General features: G+C 41.1%; 20 protein-coding genes, 2 tRNA genes and 1 rRNA gene. All 23 read left to right on the plus strand.

Annotated elements, in window-relative coordinates:
- Positions 1-5: 5 nt before the first annotated feature.
- On the plus strand, positions 6-389 hold the full coding sequence (locus LCL91_RS20845; RefSeq protein ID WP_098445926.1) for an FtsB family cell division protein: 384 nt from the start codon (positions 6-8) through the stop codon (positions 387-389).
- A gap of 74 nt (positions 390-463) precedes the next feature.
- Positions 464-946 carry a S1 domain-containing RNA-binding protein gene (locus tag LCL91_RS20850; protein WP_098445927.1) on the plus strand — a complete coding sequence of 161 codons (483 nt, stop codon included), beginning with the start codon at positions 464-466 and terminating at the stop codon, positions 944-946.
- Between the two features lie 212 nt (positions 947-1,158).
- A tRNA-Met gene (locus tag LCL91_RS20855) sits at positions 1,159-1,235 on the plus strand.
- 12 nt (positions 1,236-1,247) lie between these two features.
- Positions 1,248-1,322: transfer RNA gene (locus LCL91_RS20860), tRNA-Glu, on the plus strand.
- 492 nt (positions 1,323-1,814) lie between these two features.
- Positions 1,815-4,274 (plus strand): stage II sporulation protein E, encoded by a 2,460-nt coding sequence (spoIIE, locus tag LCL91_RS20865; protein WP_224885258.1) that lies wholly within the window; start codon positions 1,815-1,817, stop codon positions 4,272-4,274.
- 59 nt (positions 4,275-4,333) lie between these two features.
- Positions 4,334-5,062 (plus strand): vWA domain-containing protein, encoded by a 729-nt coding sequence (locus LCL91_RS20870; RefSeq protein WP_224885260.1) that lies wholly within the window; start codon positions 4,334-4,336, stop codon positions 5,060-5,062.
- Positions 5,031-6,008 (plus strand): serine/threonine protein kinase, encoded by a 978-nt coding sequence (locus LCL91_RS20875; protein WP_224885262.1) that lies wholly within the window; start codon positions 5,031-5,033, stop codon positions 6,006-6,008. Before LCL91_RS20870 ends, LCL91_RS20875 begins: the two co-directional genes overlap by 32 nt.
- 91 nt (positions 6,009-6,099) lie before the next feature.
- Positions 6,100-7,485, plus strand: a complete 1,386-nt coding sequence (gene tilS, locus LCL91_RS20880) for a tRNA lysidine(34) synthetase TilS (protein WP_224885264.1) — start codon at positions 6,100-6,102, stop codon at positions 7,483-7,485.
- A gap of 21 nt (positions 7,486-7,506) precedes the next feature.
- Positions 7,507-8,046, plus strand: a complete 540-nt coding sequence (hpt, locus tag LCL91_RS20885; protein ID WP_098445932.1) for a hypoxanthine phosphoribosyltransferase — start codon at positions 7,507-7,509, stop codon at positions 8,044-8,046.
- Between the two features lie 70 nt (positions 8,047-8,116).
- Complete coding sequence (gene ftsH, locus LCL91_RS20890; protein WP_224885266.1) at positions 8,117-10,051, plus strand: ATP-dependent zinc metalloprotease FtsH; 1,935 nt, start codon at positions 8,117-8,119, stop codon at positions 10,049-10,051.
- Positions 10,052-10,210: 159 nt separating this feature from the next.
- A complete protein-coding gene (locus LCL91_RS20895; protein ID WP_160921611.1) occupies positions 10,211-10,996 on the plus strand; it encodes a type III pantothenate kinase in 786 nt (261 codons plus the stop codon).
- 269 nt (positions 10,997-11,265) lie between these two features.
- On the plus strand, positions 11,266-12,147 hold the full coding sequence (gene hslO, locus LCL91_RS20900; RefSeq protein WP_224885268.1) for an Hsp33 family molecular chaperone HslO: 882 nt from the start codon (positions 11,266-11,268) through the stop codon (positions 12,145-12,147).
- Positions 12,148-12,236: 89 nt separating this feature from the next.
- On the plus strand, positions 12,237-13,160 hold the full coding sequence (cysK, locus tag LCL91_RS20905; protein ID WP_224885270.1) for a cysteine synthase A: 924 nt from the start codon (positions 12,237-12,239) through the stop codon (positions 13,158-13,160).
- Positions 13,161-13,377: 217 nt separating this feature from the next.
- Complete coding sequence (locus tag LCL91_RS20910; protein WP_224885281.1) at positions 13,378-14,790, plus strand: anthranilate synthase component I family protein; 1,413 nt, start codon at positions 13,378-13,380, stop codon at positions 14,788-14,790.
- An 18-nt stretch (positions 14,791-14,808) separates the two neighbouring features.
- Positions 14,809-15,393, plus strand: a complete 585-nt coding sequence (pabA, locus tag LCL91_RS20915; RefSeq protein ID WP_224885272.1) for an aminodeoxychorismate/anthranilate synthase component II — start codon at positions 14,809-14,811, stop codon at positions 15,391-15,393.
- Positions 15,384-16,238 (plus strand): aminodeoxychorismate lyase, encoded by an 855-nt coding sequence (gene pabC, locus LCL91_RS20920; protein WP_224885274.1) that lies wholly within the window; start codon positions 15,384-15,386, stop codon positions 16,236-16,238. The genes pabA and pabC overlap by 10 nt, the downstream gene beginning before the upstream one ends.
- Before the next feature lie 75 nt (positions 16,239-16,313).
- Positions 16,314-17,132, plus strand: coding sequence for a dihydropteroate synthase (gene folP, locus LCL91_RS20925; protein ID WP_425589707.1), 819 nt, complete (start codon positions 16,314-16,316; stop codon positions 17,130-17,132).
- A gap of 14 nt (positions 17,133-17,146) precedes the next feature.
- On the plus strand, positions 17,147-17,512 hold the full coding sequence (folB, locus tag LCL91_RS20930) for a dihydroneopterin aldolase (protein ID WP_098445941.1): 366 nt from the start codon (positions 17,147-17,149) through the stop codon (positions 17,510-17,512).
- Positions 17,505-18,029 (plus strand): 2-amino-4-hydroxy-6-hydroxymethyldihydropteridine diphosphokinase, encoded by a 525-nt coding sequence (folK, locus tag LCL91_RS20935; protein ID WP_224885276.1) that lies wholly within the window; start codon positions 17,505-17,507, stop codon positions 18,027-18,029. Before folB ends, folK begins: the two co-directional genes overlap by 8 nt.
- Entirely contained in the window at positions 17,981-18,193 is a 213-nt protein-coding gene (locus LCL91_RS20940; RefSeq protein ID WP_224885277.1) for a helix-turn-helix domain-containing protein, read from the plus strand. Before folK ends, LCL91_RS20940 begins: the two co-directional genes overlap by 49 nt.
- Positions 18,194-18,209: 16 nt before the next feature.
- On the plus strand, positions 18,210-19,196 hold the full coding sequence (gene dusB / locus LCL91_RS20945) for a tRNA dihydrouridine synthase DusB (RefSeq protein WP_160921593.1): 987 nt from the start codon (positions 18,210-18,212) through the stop codon (positions 19,194-19,196).
- A gap of 198 nt (positions 19,197-19,394) precedes the next feature.
- On the plus strand, positions 19,395-20,888 hold the full coding sequence (lysS, locus tag LCL91_RS20950; RefSeq protein WP_224885279.1) for a lysine--tRNA ligase: 1,494 nt from the start codon (positions 19,395-19,397) through the stop codon (positions 20,886-20,888).
- 427 nt (positions 20,889-21,315) lie between these two features.
- Positions 21,316-21,404: ribosomal RNA gene (locus LCL91_RS20955) — 16S ribosomal RNA — on the plus strand; the annotation flags it as partial.

Genomic DNA, 21,404 nt, shown 5'->3' on the forward strand with positions numbered 1-21,404 from the left:
AAAGCTTGGTTACTGCGAATAAGCACAAGCCTAAAGTAACGGAAGTTCATTCGGAATACCATCAAGAAAAACAGCTACAGGATAAAGTGAAGGAACGTAGAAAAAGAGGTCTAGTTCGACGTCTTACTGCTTTCGCGGTAGCTGCTTTAGCCATAGCTATTCTATTTATCTCCGTATTCACTTCACAGGCAGCAACGATCGAAGAAAAAAACCTACAGCAAAAGCAGGCTGAAGAAGAATTAACGAAATTAAAAGAGCAAGAAAAATATTTAACTGAAGAAATTGAGAAACTTAATGACCTTGATTATATCGGTGAATTGGCAAGAAGAGACTACTTTATGTCAAAACCCGGTGAGACAATCTTTAAGCTTCCTTCTTCCTCAAATTGACACGTTGTTTTTTGAAGGGGTATAATTAGCGTACGACTGATCTTTTAAAGATTTTAAGGAGGAGCTTTTTTTACATGGCAATCGAAGTAGGCAGCAAGTTACAGGGAAAGGTAACAGGTATTACAAATTTTGGTGCGTTTGTTGAACTACCAGACGGCAAAACAGGTCTCGTTCACATCAGTGAAGTTGCAGACAATTACGTTAAGGATATTAATGATTTTCTTACAGTTGGCGATCAGGTTGAGGTTAAAGTCATCCAGGTTGAAAACGACGGTAAAATTGGTTTATCGATCAAGAAAGCAAAAGATCGACCTGCAACTGAGCGTCCGCAGGGTCGTCCACAAGGTCGCCCACAGGGTGGAGGCCGCCCTCAAGGTGGCGGTGGCAGACCCGGTGGCGGTGGTTACAAAGGTAAGCCTCGCGGAGGTGGCCGTCCACAGGTAGAGTCATTTGAGGATAAAATGAGCAAGTTCCTTAAAGACAGTGAAGACCGCCTTTCAACTTTGAAGAAACAAACAGAGTCAAAACGAGGCGGTCGTGGCGCTCGTCGCGGCTAGAGCTTGTTGTCTACTAACTATATCTATAAACAAAACCGGCATGCGCTTGCATGCCGGTTTTGTTTATGGTGGTGTTATTCGGAATAAGATGATGATCTGCAACGTCCTACCCTGTTTTGAAAGTTTGTATGCAAAAAATATAAAAAACAAGTTGACACAAACATTTCTGCAATGTATTATATAACTTGTGCTTAAGAAAGAAACAGTCTTATGGCGGTGTAGCTCAGCTGGCTAGAGCGTACGGTTCATACCCGTGAGGTCGGGGGTTCGATCCCCTCCGCCGCTACCATTTTTATTAGTTGGCCCGTTGGTCAAGTGGTTAAGACACCGCCCTTTCACGGCGGTATCACGGGTTCGAATCCCGTACGGGTCACCACTTATTTTTTAATAACTATACATATAAATGCTTACAATATACAAAGTTTGCTAAAAAGGTCCGACATGATCTAAAATGTCGGACCTTTTTTTAGTTTATTCTGAGCGAAAATCCAAATTGATGGTTCACTTATCTGGTGGAAAAGAAGAAAGAAACCTCGTTTTTCCCTTTCAATCACATTTCTTTTCTAGTTTATTTTTAACATTTCGACCTTTTTATTTTTAACGCATGTTCGATTTCAAAAAGGGGGGCGAAGCTAGATTTTTCTTAAGTTAATTCACTGAAGATGATGAAAAAACCCCTCACCTAGCTTACAGATTTCTTCTTCTCTCTACACGTGATTGACAAGCTTCCCTGAAAGAAGTCGAGAAGTTTTTAACATATCTCTCCTGTTTTTTGACAAAAAGCGAAAATTGATTATGGTTTAATAATTTACACAAACTGCTTCAAGCAGATCGGTGAAAAATAGAATCAATGAAAGCAGGTGGGGGAATGCAAAGCGAATTAGTCATGGAGAGGTCAAAATCAAGGGTGGGAAAATGGATTCATGGAACAAAAAGTCGGGTAGAAACGATTCTTTTCCAACGTGGATTACTTCTGTTTGTAATAGGATTTTTACTTGGACGAGCCGTCATTCTTACACAAGTAACCCCTTTCGCCATTCCTTTTTTTGGAGCTGTGTTTTTTCTAAGACGTGAACGTGCACCTATGATAATCGCCGCCTTGCTAGCCGGAGCCATTTCTACTTCTAATCTACAGAACACTGCATTTATTATGTGTGGCATTCTTGTTTTTCTTATCATTAATCGTTTTGTGAAATTATCCTCTCTTTCTCTCGTTAAGACCCTACCGATTCTAGTGTTTGCTACAAGTATGATAGGAAGACTCATTTTGAGTTTACTGACAGAGCGCTCTCTAGCTAATACAAATTGGATATTAGCAGCGGTAGAGGGTGCGCTTGGAATGATTTTAACCATTATATTTATTCAAAGCATACCGATTCTTTCAATCAAGAAAAGAACGCAGGCACTTAAGAATGAGGAGATCATTAGCTTCATTATTTTGCTTGCAACCATGTTAACTGGAACGATCGGTTGGGTTGTTTATGGATTTTCGATTGAAAACATCTTATCACGTTATCTTGTATTAATTTTTGCTTATGTGGGAGGAGCGGCCATTGGTTCAACAGTTGGGGTAGTGACTGGATTAATTCTGGCACTTGCTAATGTTGCCAGTCTCTATCAGATGAGTATGCTCGCATTTTCGGGATTACTTGGAGGGTTACTAAAGGATGGGAGGAAAGTCGGCGTCGGGATGGGGCTTCTTATAGGGACACTATTGATTGCCCTATACGGGAGCGGTCCTGAATTTTTGTATCCTAACTTGATGGAATCGGTGATTGCCGTATTGCTCTTTTTCTTTACCCCATCTAAAGTTACCTCTCAACTTTCTAAATACATTCCAGGGACGGTTGAGCATGCCAATGAACAACAGCAATACCTTCGGAAAGTACGTGATGTTACAGCCAATCGCGTCGAACAATTTTCGAATTTATTTCAAGCGCTCTCAAGTAGCTTTACGGATTCTGATATCCAAGCTGATGATCAGTCTGAGAGGGAAGTGGATTATTTTCTAAGTCATGTGACTGAAAAAACGTGCCAAAATTGTTTTAAGAAAGAAACGTGCTGGGCAAAAAACTTTGATGCCACATACGGTTATATGACAGGAATTATGGAGGAACTTGAACAAACAACTGAATTAACGAACTATAGCTTAAAAAGAGATTTTGATAAGCACTGCATTAAGGCCAATAAAGTTATCGATATTATTGGAAAGGAGATGAGTCACTATCACGCAAATCGTTTATTAAAAAAGCAGGTTCGTGAGAGTAGAAAAATCGTGGCAGATCAACTGCGCGGCGTTTCCCATGTGATGGGAGATTTTGCGAGGGAGATTCAAAAAGAACGTGATAACCTCCATCAACAAGAAGAACAAATCATGGATGCGATTCAAAGTATGGGTTTAGAAGTTGGACAGGTAGAAATTTATTGTCTTGATGAAGGAAACGTCGACATTGAGATGAAGATTCCAGCATGTGGCGGAAGAGGAGAAGGAGAGAAAGTAATCGCGCCGATGCTTTCAGACATTTTAAAAGAAAACATCATTGTCAAAAGAGAGGTCTGTGCTGAGCACGAGCACGATACTTGTCACCTTTACTTTGGATCAGCAAAAGATTTTGTGATTGAAACAGGTGTAGCAAATGCAGCAAAAGGAGGAGCGTGGCTTTCTGGAGATAGCCATTCAACAATTGAATTAGGTGCTGGAAAATATGCGATTGCGATTAGTGATGGAATGGGCAATGGAGAGAGAGCGCACCAAGAAAGCACAGAGACCATTCAACTTCTCCAAAAAATTCTTCATTCTGGAATTGATGAAACTGTTGCCATTAAATCGGTTAACTCCGTGCTTTCTTTACGGAATACCGATGAAATGTTTTCTACACTCGATTTAGCGATGATTGATTTACAAGATGCTTCGGCAAAGTTCCTTAAGATCGGCTCCATCCCAAGTTTTATAAAGCGAGGCGATCGCGTAATGATGGTGGAATCAGGTAATCTACCAATGGGTATTATTCCTGAATTTGATGTTGAGGTCGTAAGTGAGCAATTAAAGGCTGGCGATTTACTAATAATGATGAGTGATGGCATTTATGAAGGTGTGAAAAATATTGAGAATCCAGAATTTTGGATGAAGCGAAAAATTCGAGAGCTGGACACAGATAAACCGCAAGAAATCGCAGACCTCATTATGGAAGAGGTGATCCGAACCGAATATGGCAGAATTGATGACGACATGACAATTGTTGTGGCGAGAATCAAACGAAACGTACCTAAATGGTCGACGATCCCAATTTATTCAGCCCCATCATTTCGAAAGAAAAAGGCGCAGTAGGGTGTATAAACTCTCCTCCTAAAGGCGATGCTTGTAACAGCATAAAAGGAGGAGTCCAGATGAAAAAAGGAACACTACGGCAGATTCTTTTAATAACAGATGGATGTTCGAATCAGGGGGAAGATCCGGTGGCTATGGCTGCACTTGCAAGAGAGCACGGGATGACGGTTAATGTAATAGGTGTACTTGATGAAAATGAGCGGACCGATGGATTAATGGAAATAGAAAACATCGCTTTATCTGGCGGGGGCATCCACCAGCTAGTTTATGCGAAACAGCTATCGCATACGGTGCAAATGGTAACGCGTAAAGCAATGACCCAGACGATTCAAGGATTTATTCATAAGGAATTGCAATCGATCTTGGGTCAGGATAAAGAAATAGAAGACTTACCACCTGACAAAAGGGGGCAGGTAGTCGAAGTGGTTGACGAACTGGGGGAGACCATGGATTTGGAAGTGTTAATTATGATTGATACAAGTGCGAGTATGCAGCATAAACTTCCAACAGTAGAAGATGCCCTGCTCGATCTTTCGATTAGTCTTCATTCAAGAATTGGTGAAAATGAGTATGCCCTTTATGCATTTCCCGGGAAACGGAAGCAGGTAGAGAGGCTGATGGATTGGACACCGATACTGAAGGATATTCATACCATTTTCCCGAAACTAACAACTGGTGGTATTACGCCAACAGGTCCTGCCTTAAAAGAAGCGATTGAGGCTTATCAGAATAAACGTTCAAAGAGAGGGCTGCTAGATGACGGGTACATCGAAGAATCAACTAGCTGATGTTCCCCGTGGAACAAGAATTAGCGGGAAATGGAACAAACAAACCTATCAAATCATGAAAAAATTAGGGAGCGGTGCTCTCGGTACGGTGTATTTGGCAGACTCTTTAAAAGGACGAGTAGCCTTAAAAATAGGAATTGACAGTATGTCCATTACGTCAGAAGTAAATGTTCTAAAGCAGCTTTCAATGGTCCAGGGAACAGTTCTTGGGCCGTTTTTCTATGAGATCGATGATTGGGAACGAAATGGAAAATGTTATCCTTTCTACGTCATGGAATACATTGATGGAGAACCACTTTTTGCTTTTATTAATCGAAGAGGAAAAGAGTGGATTGGCATTTTAATGCTTCAATTGCTTCGTGATCTTTCGGCTCTTCATAGAGAAGGGTGGGTTTTTGGCGATTTAAAGCCGGACAACCTTTTGGTTGAAGGATCTCCTCCAAAATTGAGGTGGCTCGATGTGGGAGGGACGACGTCGATAGGAAGGTCTGTTAAGGAATTTACGGAGTTTTTTGATCGGGGCTATTGGGGGCTCGGTAATCGGGTAGCTGAGCCTTCCTATGATTTGTTTTCAGTAGCTATGATCGTTCTAAACGCTGGCTATCCAAAACGGTTTGACCGTCCCAAGAAAGGAACAGAAGACTATTTAATGAACAAGATTGAGAATAATCAACTTCTTAAAGAATATAAACCGATTCTTAGCAAAGCTTTACTCGGAAAATATCAACATGCTTCAGAAATGAGGCAAGAACTCTTCGTTCTTTTACAAGGAGGAGAGAAATCGAAAGTACGTAAAAATAAAAGTCTCTCTGCCAATTCTCGAGTCGCATCACGTCGTAATCGTTCTCCAGCCAAGAAAAAACGGTCAGGGTGGATTGAAACCGTTCTTTTCGTCGCTTTCCTTCTATTCTTCTATACTTTATACTTAGTTGGTCACATTTTTTAAAAAAGATATGTTTGAGAACGTGGTCGTTAGGTTAATAGTACTAAAATGAATAACTGTTTAATTCAAGCAGGAAGTGAGAGGAAGACAGAGGTTGTTGCAAGATGTCGACCAGTTTATTCATAAGCATCATCTAATCAATCGTGGAGATACAATTGTCGTTGGGGTTTCTGGAGGACCAGACTCAATTGCTTTACTTCACTATTTGGGCAATGTCGCATTGTCTTTCCAATTAAAGTTGGTTGCTGCACATGTCGATCATGGCCTACGAGGCAAAGAGTCTGCAGAGGATTTATTGTTCGTTAAGCACTACTGCCATCAGGAAAACATCACCTTTGAAGCTTCTACAATTGATGTAAACCACTATAAAGAGCAACATCAGATCTCGACACAGGTTGCAGCTAGGGAATGTCGCTACCACTTTTTTAAGGAAAAGATGGAAAAACACCAGGCAAATCTCCTTGCACTTGCCCACCATGGAGACGACCAAGTTGAAACAATGTTAATGAGACAAGTTCATGGTAGCATCAGTTCAGGACTTGCGGGTATTCCTGCTAGGCGTCCTTTCTCAACAGGATACCTTATTCGTCCTTTTCTTTGTGTGTCGAAGGAACAGATTTTGCGTTATTGTAGCGATCATATGTTGGACTATAGAAGTGACCCATCTAATGACAAAGATGATTATATGAGGAATCGCTTTCGCCACCATGTGCTTCCTTTTCTTAAAGAAGAGAATCCAAATGTTCACAAACGGTACCAATTATATAGTGAGCGAATGCAAGATGATGAAGGGTTTTTAGTGGAGTTAGCAAAGCAACATTTAGAAAAAGTGATCATTGATCAAAATGACAAATTTGTGAAGATGGACAACAAGGCGTATCAATGCCTCCCTATTCCTTTACAAAGAAGAGTGATTCATCTAATATTAAACTATCTTTATAGAGGCAATGCTCCTTTTTCTTCTATACATATTGAGGATTTGCGGTTAATGCTCGATTCTGAGCATCCTTCTGCTTCCCTTAATTTACCTCTAAAATTAAGGGCGGTAAAATCTTATACCACCTGTAATTTTTCTTTTGAAACCTTTTTGCAACCAGAACCGTATACGTATCATCTCCCTTTACGTGGTTCTGTGGAAACGCCGACCGGAACGATTACGGCCGTTCCAGTTAAAAACGTACCACAATCACTCACGGGTAATGATCTTATTGTTGAGGGACACTTGCTTCCAGCAGTTGTGCGCTCGAGACGACCTGGTGATCGAATTCAGCCAAAAGGCATGATAGGGACGAAAAAGGTAAAAGATATTTTTATCGACCGTAAAATAGACCGTTCAGAACGTGATGTTTGGCCAATTGTTGAGGATGTAACGGGTCAAATTATCTGGGTCGCTGGAGTAACCCGTTCTGAAAAGGCAACACTGTCTGCAAGAAAGAGTCAGCTTGTGCATTTGCACTATGAGAAAAAAACACTTACATAGGTTGGGAGGGCAATACTACTGATGTTAAACGAAATTCAAGAAACATTAATTAGTGAAGAACAGATTCAAGAGAAATGCCGCGAGTTAGGGAAACGGCTTTCGGATGAATATGAGGATCGTTTTCCACTTGTGATTGGCGTCCTTAAAGGTGCAATGCCTTTTATGGGTGATTTAACAAAGCGCATGACTTGTCATCTAGAAATGGACTTTATGGACGTTTCAAGTTATGGGAACTCAACTGTTTCTTCTGGAGAAGTAAAGATCATCAAAGATCTTGATACTTCAGTAGAAGGACGCGACGTTCTTATTCTCGAAGATATCATTGATAGTGGGTTAACGCTAAGTTATCTGATTGATCTTCTAAAGTACCGCAAAGCAAAGTCAATTAAGATTGTAACGCTTCTTGACAAACCAACTGGAAGAAAAGTTGATCTTAAGCCTGATGTAGCAGGATTTATTGTTCCTGATGAGTTTGTTGTAGGGTACGGTCTTGACTTCGCTGAGAGGTATCGTAATCTTCCGTTTATCGGGATTCTTAAACCCGAGATTTATCAAGGTTAATTTGTTGTAGTCAGTTGTGCCAGTATGGTAAGATAATCTATGGTTTCCTGTTCGTGGGAGGAGGTAAGGAATGAATCGTATCTTCCGAAATACAATATTTTATTTGTTAATTTTCCTCGTCGTAGTAGGTGTTGTCAGTTTCTTTAATGGAACAAACAATGAGGCAAATGTTCTCGATTACGGCGAATTTCAGTCCAAATTGAATAATGGTGAAATTCAAGAGTTAACGTTACAACCTGAGCGTGGGGTTTACACGGTTACTGGTCAATTAGCTGGTGGTGGTGAAGATAGCGAAGATGCTAATACATTCGTTACGAATGTACCTGACTCAGAAAGAGCTGTGGAGAATATCTTAACTGCAGCTGATGAAGGAAATGTAGAGTTAACGACAGAACCAGCTCCTGAACAAAGCGGTTGGGTTACATTTCTAACAAGTATCATTCCTTTCGTCATTATCTTCATTCTGTTCTTCTTCCTTCTTAACCAGGCTCAAGGCGGCGGTGGCCGTGTTATGAACTTTGGTAAGAGTAAAGCGAAGTTATACAGCGAAGAGAAAAAGAAAGTTACTTTTAAAGACGTAGCTGGTGCTGATGAAGAGAAGCAAGAGCTTGTCGAGGTCGTTGAGTTCTTGAAGGATCCTCGTAAGTTTGCTGCAGTTGGTGCCCGTATTCCAAAGGGTGTTCTACTCGTAGGACCTCCAGGTACAGGTAAAACGTTGCTAGCACGAGCAGTTGCTGGTGAAGCAGGCGTTCCGTTCTTCTCCATTTCTGGTTCTGATTTCGTAGAAATGTTCGTTGGTGTCGGTGCATCTCGTGTACGTGACCTATTCGAAAATGCGAAGAAGAACGCACCTTGTATTATCTTTATTGATGAGATTGATGCAGTTGGTCGTCAACGTGGTGCCGGTCTTGGTGGCGGTCACGATGAGCGTGAACAGACGCTTAACCAACTTCTCGTAGAAATGGATGGCTTTAGTGCAAATGAAGGAATTATCATCGTTGCAGCTACAAACCGTCCTGATATTCTTGATCCGGCACTTCTTCGTCCAGGACGTTTTGACCGTCAAATTCCGGTTAACCGTCCCGATGTAAATGGTCGTGAAGCTGTCCTTAAAGTACATGCACGCAACAAACCATTAAGCGATGAAGTTGATTTAAAAACGATCGCGATGCGTACACCAGGATTCTCTGGTGCAGACCTTGAGAACTTATTGAACGAAGCTGCTCTTGTAGCTGCTCGTCATAACAAGAAAAAGGTTGATATGAACGATATTGATGAAGCGACAGACCGCGTTATTGCTGGTCCTGCTAAGAAAAGCCGCGTGATCTCTGAAAAAGAGAAAAACATCGTTGCTTATCACGAAGCAGGTCACACGATTATTGGTACACAGCTTGATAATGCCGATATTGTTCATAAGGTTACGATTGTTCCCCGTGGCCAGGCTGGTGGTTACGCGGTAACACTTCCTAAGGAAGATCGTTACTTAATGACGAAACCAGAATTGATTGATAAAATCATTGGTTTACTTGGTGGTCGTGTAGCAGAAGAAATTACCTTCGGTGAAGCAAGTACTGGAGCGAGCAATGACTTCCAACGTGCCACAGCTATTGCCCGTAGCATGGTTACGGAATATGGTATGAGTGAAAAGCTAGGTCCGATGCAGTTTGGATCAGGTTCAGGAGGAAACGTCTTCCTTGGACGTGATATTCAAAATGAACAGAACTATAGTGATTCATTCGCCAATGAGATTGATTTAGAAGTTCAAAGCATCATTAAATCAGCGTACACTCGCTGTCGTGAGATTCTTCTAGAAAATCAGGAAAAGTTAAATCTTGTTGCTGAAACGCTAAAAGATATCGAAACGCTTGATGCTGAACAGATCCGTTCTCTTGTTGAAGACGGAAAACTTCCTGAAGGTCACCATGCTACTGCTAGCTCTGAAGATGTGAAAGTAAACATCTCTAAGAAGGAAGAAAATCCTGAAACAAATGAAGAGCAAGAATAAGGTTATGCTAATGCAGGATGTCGACAATGACATCCTGCTTTTTCTATCCCTTTACAGAATCGGTAACCGTTTTCAAAAAAGACCTTCGTTTTTGAATCCAATGTGTGGTATAACTATAGAGAGTGTTACCGAAGTTAAATTTTTAAATAAGGTGATAATATGATACTTGTGCTTGATGTAGGAAATACGAATATTGTTCTCGGTGTGTATGAAGGTGAAGAGTTAACCCACCACTGGCGAATGGGGACAAGCAGAAAGCAGACAGAAGATGAATACGCAATGGTCATCAAAGGCCTTTTTTCTCATGAAGAACTTTCGTTTGATGATGTAGAAGGTATTATCATCTCATCTGTTGTGCCTCCAATCATGTTCGCTCTTGAGCGTATGTGCCAGAAGTATTTTCACCATAAACCGTTAGTTATCGGTCCTGGAATTAAGACAGGACTCAATATAAAGTATGATAACCCAAAAGAAGTAGGAGCCGATCGGATCGTCAATGCTGTAGCAGGCATTCATCTCTATGGAGCGCCTCTTATTATTGTTGACTTTGGAACCGCCACAACGTACTGCTATATTGATGAACAAAAACAATACGTGGGCGGAGCGATTGCGCCTGGCATTAACATTTCAACAGAAGCGCTTTACATGCATGCAGCGAAGCTTCCGCGTATAGAAATCGCAAAGCCAAACCATATTGTTGGAAAAAACACGGTGAGCGCGATGCAGAGCGGGACGCTATATGGTTATGTTGGTCAAGTAGAAGGAATCGTTTCTCGTATGAAAAAGCATTCTCCTAAAGAACCAACTGTTATTGCTACCGGGGGACTCGCTTCTCTAATTGCGGAGGAATGCGACCTTATAGATGTGGTCGACCCATTCTTAACGCTGAAAGGTTTGCATTTTATCTATAATAAGAACAAAGAAGAGTTAAACGCATACCGATAAAAGGGATGCGTTTTTCATTTGACGTTTTTGGGGAAATTATGAATAATAGGCATTTCAATAAAAAGTTGTTTTGATCCCTCACAACTTTCTCGAGAAATGTGATAGCAGAAGAAAGTTTAAAGTAATCAAGGGGAAAGTAATGATATTACGACTTTTAATGCAAGGATCTTCTTACCTTCTAGACCCAGTTGCTCATAATGGAAGTTCTTGAAAAAATAATGTATCGTGTAAGTGGGCAATGGCCCATTAGTGAAAGGAGCTACAAAGTAATGAATGATTATTTAATTAAAGCACTTGCATTCGATGGTAATGTAAGGGCTTATGCGATATCTAGTACAGAAATGGTTGCGGAGGCACAGCGACGTCATACGACTTGGCCAACTGCATCTGCTGCGCTTGGGCGCGCGATGACAGCATCGACAATGATGGCTACTGGACTAAAAGGAGAAGAAAAAATTACGGTAAAAATTGAAGGCGGGGGCCCGATCGGCGCTATTATTGTGGACGCGAATGCCAAAGGTGAAACGCGCGGGTATGTCAGCAACCCCCACGTTCACTTTGATTTAAATGATCATGGGAAGCTCGATGTGGCTCAAGCTGTAGGACGCGACGGCTTTTTATCAGTGGTGAAAGATATTGGCATGCGTGAGAAATTTACAGGGCAAGTTCCGATTGTATCTGGAGAATTAGGAGAAGATTTTACGTATTATCTTGTTACTTCTGAGCAAGTACCTTCAGCAGTTGGCGTTGGTGTCCTTGTAAATCCGGATAACACGATCCTTGCAGCTGGTGGATTTATGATTCAATTGCTTCCTGGCGCTGGTGAGGAAACCATCCGTTTTATTGAGAAGCGAATTGAAGCCATTCCGCCAATTTCAAAATTAATCGAATCTGGAAAAACGCCAGAAGAGATTTTGTATGCTCTTCTTGGAGAAGAAAATATTAAAATCATCGACAACATGCCTGTCCAATTTGAGTGTAGCTGTTCGAAAGAGCGTTTCTCGAATGGGATTATGGGACTTGGAAAAGAAGAAATTAATAATATGATTGAGGAAGATGGAGAAGCAGAAACCGCTTGTCACTTCTGTAACGCGCACTACCACTTTTCAAAAGAAGAACTTCAAAAGTTATACGCTGAAAGCAAAGTATAAAAGGTTCAAATTGACAGATAAGTTTAGTGGTGATATTCTTTAGGTTAGATAATCCCTATAAAAATACTCGGGTTTGAGGAGGCGCGACGATGAGAATAGCAAATTCAATTACAGATCTAATCGGTCAAACACCTATTGTGAAACTTAACCGCATCGCTGATGAGGGCCACGCAGAGGTATACTTAAAGCTTGAATTTATGAATCCTGGAAGCAGCGTGAAAGATCGTATTGCCCTTGCAATGATTGAAGCAGCTGAAGAAAAGGGCGAATTAAAGCCCGGAGATACTTTTGTGGAGCCTACAAGTGGTAATACAGGAATTGGTCTTGCGATGGTTGCAGCAGCAAAAGGCTACCAGGCTGTTCTCGTTATGCCTGATACGATGAGTATGGAGCGACGTAACCTATTGAAAGCATACGGAGCAAAGCTTGTTCTTACTCCTGGCTCTGAAGGTATGGGCGGAGCTATTCGCAAATCCGAGGAGTTAGCAAAAGAGCACGGGTATTACATGCCCCAACAGTTTAAAAATGAAGCAAATCCTGACGTGCATCGTCGTACAACGGGTCAAGAAATTGTTGAACAGATGGACCAGCTTGATGGATTTGTTGCGGGTATTGGTACTGGTGGAACAATTACAGGTGCAGGTGAAGTATTGAAAAAGCACTTTCCGTCAGTTAAGCTTTACGCTGTAGAGCCAACCGACTCGCCTATTTTATCTGGTGGGAAACCTGGTCCTCATAAAATTCAAGGGATTGGTGCTGGATTTGTACCTGCGGTTCTGAATACGGATGTCTATGATGAAGTCATCCAAGTTCAAAACGATCAAGCTTTTGAGTGGGCTAGAAAGGCAGCAAGAGAAGAAGGGATTCTAGGCGGTATTTCTTCAGGTGCTGCAATATATGCAGCGCTTGAAGTAGCTAAGAAGCTTGGTAAAGGTAAAAAAGTTCTTGCTGTCATTCCAAGTAATGGGGAACGTTACCTAAGTACACCACTGTTTCAATTTGATGATGAATAAGAAACCACGAAAAGCAGTCCTTATAAGGGCTGCTTTTCTATTTTAGGCAATAGAATAGGTAAGTATTTCTAATTGAGTATTTGAAAGTGTTTGGGGAGGATAAAAAGGATGAAGCGTAAGGGAACTTCATGTAGAATAGAGGCATAAACTGAGCGGCAGCGTATGCTTAAGCTTTTGATAGGGTGTGAACAGTTTGCCAGAACAGCTAGAGAAAACCATGCGTCATTCGATTTATGAAACAATCGAGTTAAGCGCGGATGAGTGGTTTTCACGATATAAATCATTCGCCGAAGAATGTGAAGAGCATATTTTATTGGATAGTACACGTGGTGGTCGATATAGTATGTTTGGAATCAAGCCAATTGCTTCGCTTATTGGATCTGGTACTTCTCTAACAATTATTGAGGAAGGAAAAGATCCTAAATACTTAGACGGCAATTTATTAGAGTTAATGCAGGAATGGATGCAGCGTCATGTGGCGATCAACGACGAGTCTTTACCGGACTTTCAAGGCGGTGCCATGGGGTATCTTAGTTATGATATTGTTCGCCAAATTGAAAAACTGCCACAGGTAGCTGCAGATGATCTCAAACTACCGGAACTTTTCTTCATCGTTTATGAAGATGTTGGCGTGTATGATCATTTATCAGAAAAGCTGTGGTTCATTTCACAGACTCCAAATGGTGAGGAATATGAAGCTGAGCAGCGTCTGAAAATGTATAAACGAAAGTGGGCGAAAAAGGACGTAACTAAACCGTTAAACGCTTCTTCTTTTTCAAAAGAGACAAGACAGTTATTTTCAATGGATCAGCATGCCTTTTCGTCAGCTGTTCAAAAGATACAAGCATATATATCGGCTGGAGATGTTTTTCAAGTGAATCTTTCACTTAGAGAATCCAGAACACTCCATTCTGACCCTGTTTCGATATATGAAACGCTTAGAACGATTAATCCCTCACCGTACATGTCGTTTATCCATACCGATACATTCGATCTTGTCAGTGCGTCCCCGGAGCTTCTAATTAAGAAAAAGGGCGTAGAATTGAGTACTAGGCCAATCGCTGGTACGCGTTCACGAGGGAAGAATGATGAAGAGGATCAACAGCTTGCTCGTACGCTCATCGAAAATGAAAAAGAACGTGCAGAGCATGTAATGCTTGTTGATCTTGAACGTAATGATCTTGGACGTGTATGTGAATACGGCACGGTGGTAGTAGATGAGTTTATGGTGATTGAGAAATATTCACACGTGCAGCATATTGTTTCCAACGTGCGTGGTATTTCTTCAAAAGAAGCAACGGCTTTTGATGCTATTAAAGCCACATTTCCTGGTGGTACAATTACGGGTGCTCCAAAGATAAGAACGATGGAAATTATCGAAGAACTTGAGCCTGTTCGCCGTGGGGTTTACACTGGTTCTATTGGATGGATAGGATTTAATGATGATATGGAGTTGAATATTGCGATCCGCACAATGGTTATTAAAGATAACATTGCACATGTCCAGGCTGGCGCAGGTATAGTGATTGACTCCAATCCAGAAGCTGAGTATAAAGAGTCATTAAAGAAAGCAAGAGCTTTATGGAAGGCAAAAGAGTTAAGTGAAGTAAAAGAGACTAGCAGAGATTAGCTTAGAGGAGGAATTAGAATGATCTTAATGATTGATAATTACGATTCATTTACGTATAACCTGGTTCAATACCTTGGTGAAATGGGTGAAGAGCTTGTTGTGAAACGAAATGATGACATCACTATCTCGGAAATCGAGGAGCTTAATCCATCTTTCATAATGGTATCGCCCGGACCATGCAGTCCGAATGAAGCGGGTATTAGCATGGCAGTTATTAAGCATTTTGCAGGAAGGATACCGATATTCGGTGTATGTCTTGGTCATCAATCCATTGCTCAAGTATTTGGTGGTGATGTGATAAAAGCAGATCGACTGATGCATGGAAAAACGTCTCAAATGCATCATGATGGAAGATCAATCTTCAAAGATCTTGAGAATCCGTTTACTGCAACGAGGTATCATTCGCTAATAGTAAAAAAAGAAACTCTTCCAGAATGTTTTGAGATTAGCTCGTGGACAGCTGAGGGTGAAATTATGGCCATCCGTCATAAAGAACTTGCGATCGAAGGTGTTCAATTCCATCCTGAATCTATTATGACCGGTACTGGTAAAAAATTATTGAAAAACTTTATTGAAACGCATCGAAAAGAACAATGTTTCTAACGATTAATGGGAAGCTTATTGACGAAAAAGAAGCGGCTATCTCGGTTTTTGATCATGGTTATTTATATGGTGTCGGCGTATTTGAGACATTCCGAACTTATGAAGGTCACCCTTTTTTATTCGGTGATCACTATAAGCGCCTACGTAATTCACTTGAAAATCTTCAGATCTCACTCCCTTATACGTATGACGAACTCCTATTACAGATAAAGCAAACGATAGAAGCCAATGAAATGAAGGACGCGTATGTTCGACTGAACGTTTCAGCGGGAGCCGGAGAAATTGGACTTAAAACAGATGAATACCTAACTCCGACGGTTATTGTTTATGTGAAAGCAATTGGTAATCCTGTTCGGAAGACAAAGCGAGGTGTCATTCTTTCTCTTAGGCGGAATTCCCCAGAGGGGGAATATAGGTTAAAGTCACATCATTATTTAAATAATATCCTCGCGAAAAGAGAAGTTGGAAGTGATCCTTCAATTGAAGGCATTTTTCTATCACAAGATGGAAGGCTAGCGGAAGGCATAGTTTCAAATTTATTTTGGTTTAAAAACGGCATTCTTTTTACCCCGGACCTTTCGACGGGAATTTTAAATGGAATCACAAGACAGTTTGTTGTGCATGTTGCAAGAAAAATGGGGATTAGCGTAAGAGAAGGTGGCTTCCAGAGAGAATCCCTTCTTGAAGCAGATGAAGTGTTTGTTACAAACTCTATTCAAGAAATCGTTCCGTTGTTTCAAATTGAACAAAAGCCTTTACCCGGACTTGATGGTCCTGCGACGAACGAGCTCATCCTTCAATATGAACACCATCGCACTTCATTAATGAGTCGAGAGGAATACTAACTAAGAACATACGTACGAAGAGGAGTGAGCTGCGTGGCAACGGTAATTGATAAGCATAAAGCACATCCAATGATGATGAAGTGGCGGGACAAGCTAATAAACTGGAATGAAAAAACCTGGGTTATGGGTATCCTGAATACAACTCCGGATTCATTTTCAGATGGTGGAGAATATAATACGACTGCACAGGCAGTTGCCCATGCGGTCCAACTAGTTGAAGACGGCGCAGATCTAATTGACATTGGGGGAGAATCAACTCGGCCTGGGGCAACTCCTGTCTCATTGGAAGAAGAGCTTCGCCGTGTTGTTCCTGTTATAAAAGCGGTTCGTCACGCGGTTAACGTACCTATTTCAATTGATACGTATAAAGCAGAAGTTGCCAACCAAGCGGTCCTAGCTGGTGCAGATATCATTAATGATGTGTGGGGAGCCAAGGCAGATCCAGAAATGGCTACTGTGGCTGCAGAACACGAAGTTCCTATTATTTTAATGCACAATCGTAAAGACATGAACTATAGTGATATCATGATTAATATAAAGGCAGATATAGAAGAAAGCGTAGAGATTGTTCGTTTAGCAGGCGTGAAAGATGAGAATATCATTCTTGATCCCGGCATTGGTTTTGCCAAAACACATGAGCAGAATCTCGAAGTAATGAGAAGGCTGGATGAATTCGTTGCATTAGGATATCCTGTGTTGCTTGGTACATCAAGAAAATCCATCGTAGCAAAGACTTTAAATACGCCACCTGATGATCGAGTGGAAGGAACTGGCGCAACTGTTTGTCTTGGCATTGAGCGGGGCTCACAAATTATCAGAGTTCATGACGTAAAGCAGATGGCACGAATGGCTCGTATGATGGATGCGATGCTTAAACCTCATCTCAATGGATAAGGAGAGTGAATGGGATGGATAAAATCTATCTAAACGGAATGAAATTCTACGGATACCACGGAGTATTCCCTGAAGAAAATAAGCTCGGCCAACGTTTTTATGTCGATCTAACACTCGAAGCAGATCTTTCGAATGCCAGTCAATCGGATGATCTAAACTATACAGTGAATTATGCAGATGCGTATAATGTTATAAAAGGTATCGTAGAAGGGACGCCTAGGAAATTAGTTGAAACAGTAGCTGAGGAAATAGCGGATAAGATGTTTCTGCAATTTGAAATTGTTCGTGCGTGTACGGTTAAAGTGATTAAACCTGATCCACCAATAGATGGCCATTATGACTCTGTTGCGATCGAGATGAAGAGGGAACGAAATGAATAGTGTATATATTGGAATTGGTTCCAACATCGGGGATAGAGAGAGCTATATCCAAACCTCCTTATTAAGGTTGCAAGAATACCCAGGAGTACAGATTACTTCGACATCTTCTTTATATGAAACTGCCCCTATAGGAGTGACGGAGCAAGGTCCGTTTCTTAATATGGTAGCTATGCTAGAAACGGAGATGAACGCTTTTCAACTACTTGAGATTCTCCAAGGCATTGAGCAGTCTCTTGGGAGAGAGCGTGATATCAGATGGGGGCCACGAACAATAGACCTTGACATCCTGCTTTATAATCAAGAAAATATTGTAGCAGAGGGTTTGGTGGTTCCACACCCTAGACTTCTTCAAAGAGGGTTTGTTATCATTCCTCTTCATGAACTGAATCCTGAAATTATTATTCCAACTACTAATAAGAGGATTGATTCTTATTTTAATCATATAGAAGATAAAGAAGGTGTACGTCTATGGAAGCGGAAATCTACGGAAGACGTATTCGCGCTTTTCGAAAGTTAAAAGGGTATACTCAGGAACAGCTAGCAAAAGAACTTGGTGTATCGGTATCCGTACTAGGGGAGATCGAGCGTGGAAATCGAAAGCCTACAAACGAATTTATGCAATTAGTAGCACAAAAGCTTAGAGTATCAATAGATGAACTCTTTCCATTAAAACACAGTTGAGAATTGAGGTGATAGTATGTTGAAAATAGGAGATGTTTCGTTAAAGAATCCCGTTGTCCTTGCTCCCATGGCAGGCGTATGTAATCCAGCTTTTCGGTTAATCGCTCGAGAGTTTGGTGCGGGGTTAGTCTGTGCTGAAATGGTTAGCGATAAAGCTGTTTTGCGCAAGAATGAGAAGACGATGGATATGCTTTTTGTAGATGACCGAGAGAAACCAATGAGTCTTCAAATCTTTGGTGGCGAAAAAGATACGCTTGTTGGTGCTGCTCGCTATGTTGACCAAGCCACAAACGCAGATATTATTGATATTAATATGGGGTGCCCTGTTCCGAAGATAACAAAATGTGATGCGGGTGCCAAGTGGCTTCTAGATCCTAATAAAATCTATGAAATGGTTTCAGCTGTTACAAAGGAAGTAGAAAAACCTGTTACGGTTAAAATGCGTAGTGGATGGGACGAAGATCACATTTACGCGATTGAGAATGCAAAAGCAATTGAAGCTGCAGGTGGTAAAGCTGTTTCACTTCATGGCCGTACACGTGTCCAGATGTATGAAGGGGAAGCGGACTGGGATATTATTCGACAAGTAAAAGAGTCAGTTTCTATACCTGTAATCGGGAATGGAGATGTGAAGACGCCCCAAGATGCAAAAAGAATGATTGAGACAACGGGAGTAGACGGAGTGATGATTGGAAGAGGCGCACTAGGAAATCCGTGGATGCTTTATCGTACGGTTCAGTATCTCGAAACTGGAAAAATTCTAGATGATCCCACACCTCGTGAGAAAATAGATGTCGCTATGCTCCATCTTGATCGTCTCATCGCACTAAAAGGTGAAAATGTTGCAGTACGTGAGATGCGTAAGCATGCAGCCTGGTATTTAAAAGGAATTCGCGGTAATGGGACAATAAGGAATAAAGTTAATGAAACGAATACAAGAAACGGTGTAGCTGAACTACTGTATGGATTTATTGAAGAATTGGAAGCGAAACAGGCGGTTTGACTTTCTAACTAGCATTTCCTATACTACATCTAGGAAATAACGGACTGCCAGTAATGGATACTGGCAGTTTTCTTCATATATGTCATGATACACCCGGCGCATTTGTCATTGATTTTATATATAGGAAGGCTTGCTATTCATAGTGCTTTCCGATAAAGTTATAGCGGGATAAACATAGATTTGACAGGAGTGATAGAGATGAGTCAGGAGCTTGAATTGAATGACCTTCTAAAAGTAAGAAGAGAAAAGCTTGATGTGCTAAAAGAGAACAACATTGATCCATTCGGACATCGATTTGATCGTTCTCATACTGCTAGCAAAATGCTAGAAGAATTTGATTCTTTCACAAAAGAAGAACTAGCTGAACAAAATAAAACCGTTTCGTTAGCTGGTAGAATTATGACTAAACGTGGAAAAGGAAAAGCTGGTTTCACGCATATACAGGATCTAACTGGTCAAATCCAGCTCTATATTAGAAAAGATACTGTTGGAGATGAGCAATACGATCTTTTTGATTCGATGGATATTGGAGATATTATCGGAGTAAGCGGTGAGGCATTTAAAACAAAAGTGGGAGAGCTTTCCGTAAAGGTTAACGACCTTCATTTGCTTTCGAAGTCACTTCGTCCGCTACCTGATAAATTCCATGGTTTAAAAGATGTTGAACAACGGTACCGTCAGCGTTACCTTGATTTGATTATGAGTCCAGAATCAAAAGAAACCTTTATTGCTAGAAGTCGTATCATTCAATCGATGCGCCGCTACCTTGATGATCAAGGCTTTCTTGAAGTGGAAACACCAATGATGCATTCCATTCCAGGAGGGGCCTCGGCGCGTCCGTTCGTCACTCACCATAATGCACTTGATATGGAGCTTTACATGCGTATTGCTATTGAGCTTCATCTTAAGCGTTTAATTGTGGGTGGTATGGAGCGCGTCTATGAAATTGGACGTGTTTTCCGAAACGAGGGTGTATCGACTAGGCATAACCCTGAATTTACTATGCTTGAACTGTATGAAGCTTACGCGGACTATAAAGATGTGATGACATTGACTGAGGAAATGGTAGCACATATCGCGAAAGAAGTGACAGGCTCTACAACTATTCAGTATGGGGAAGAGGAAATCAATCTTGAACCAAAATGGAAGAGGGTTCATATGGTTGATGCTGTTAAAGAAGTAACTGGCGTAGATTTCTGGAAAGAAATGACGGATGAAGAAGCGCGGAGTCTTGCAAAAGAACACGGTGTAGACGTAAAAGAAACAATGGAATTTGGTCATGTTGTGAATGAATTCTTTGAACAGAAAGTAGAAGACACGCTAATTCAACCAACATTTGTCTACGGCCATCCTGTTGCGATTTCACCTCTTGCTAAGAAAAACCCTGAAGACGGTCGTTTTACAGATCGTTTTGAGTTGTTCATCGTAGCTCGTGAACATGCTAATGCCTTTACGGAGCTTAATGATCCAATTGATCAGAGAGAACGGTTTGAAGCGCAATTAGTCGAGCGCGAGCAAGGTAATGATGAGGCACATATGATGGACCATGACTTTATTGAAGCACTAGAGTATGGCTTACCACCAACCGGTGGTCTAGGTATTGGAATTGATCGTCTCGTTATGCTATTAACGAATTCTCCTTCCATTAGAGATGTACTTCTATTTCCGCAGATGAGAAATACGGAGCGATAAAAGGGTAAGAATGAAGTTCGTTCATCGAGCTTCATTCTTTTTTTATCTTTGTTTCCATCTTTCAATGGATGACTTAGTGTTGATGGTGGCACAAATAAATGTATGTTTTACGTAGGTATCAGTACAATGATTTCATTACAATACACAAGGCATAGGAGGCAAAAAAACTTTTAAAAAAAAGATTTCAAAAAAGCTTGCGTTACTAAGACAACCCTGATATAGTTATATAGGTCGCCGCAACAACGCGGTTAACACAAAAAACAATTTCAAAAAAGTTGTTGACGCCAACTGAGTTAATATGGTATATTAATAAAGTCGCTGAAAACGACATTGAAAGAAACGAATTGCTCTTTGAAAACTGAACGAAACGCCATGTAAGTAGTTGTTTCTACGGAAACAAATTGTTTTAAAAGCTAGATTAAGCTTTCTATCGGAGAGTTTGATCCTGGCTCAGGACGAACGCTGGCGGCGTGCCTAATACATGCAAGTCGAGCGAAGAGATGGGAGCTTGCTCCC

It is taken from the genome of Guptibacillus hwajinpoensis, assembly GCF_020171785.1.
Taxonomy (GTDB): Bacteria; Bacillota; Bacilli; order Bacillales; family Guptibacillaceae; genus Guptibacillus; species Guptibacillus sedimenti.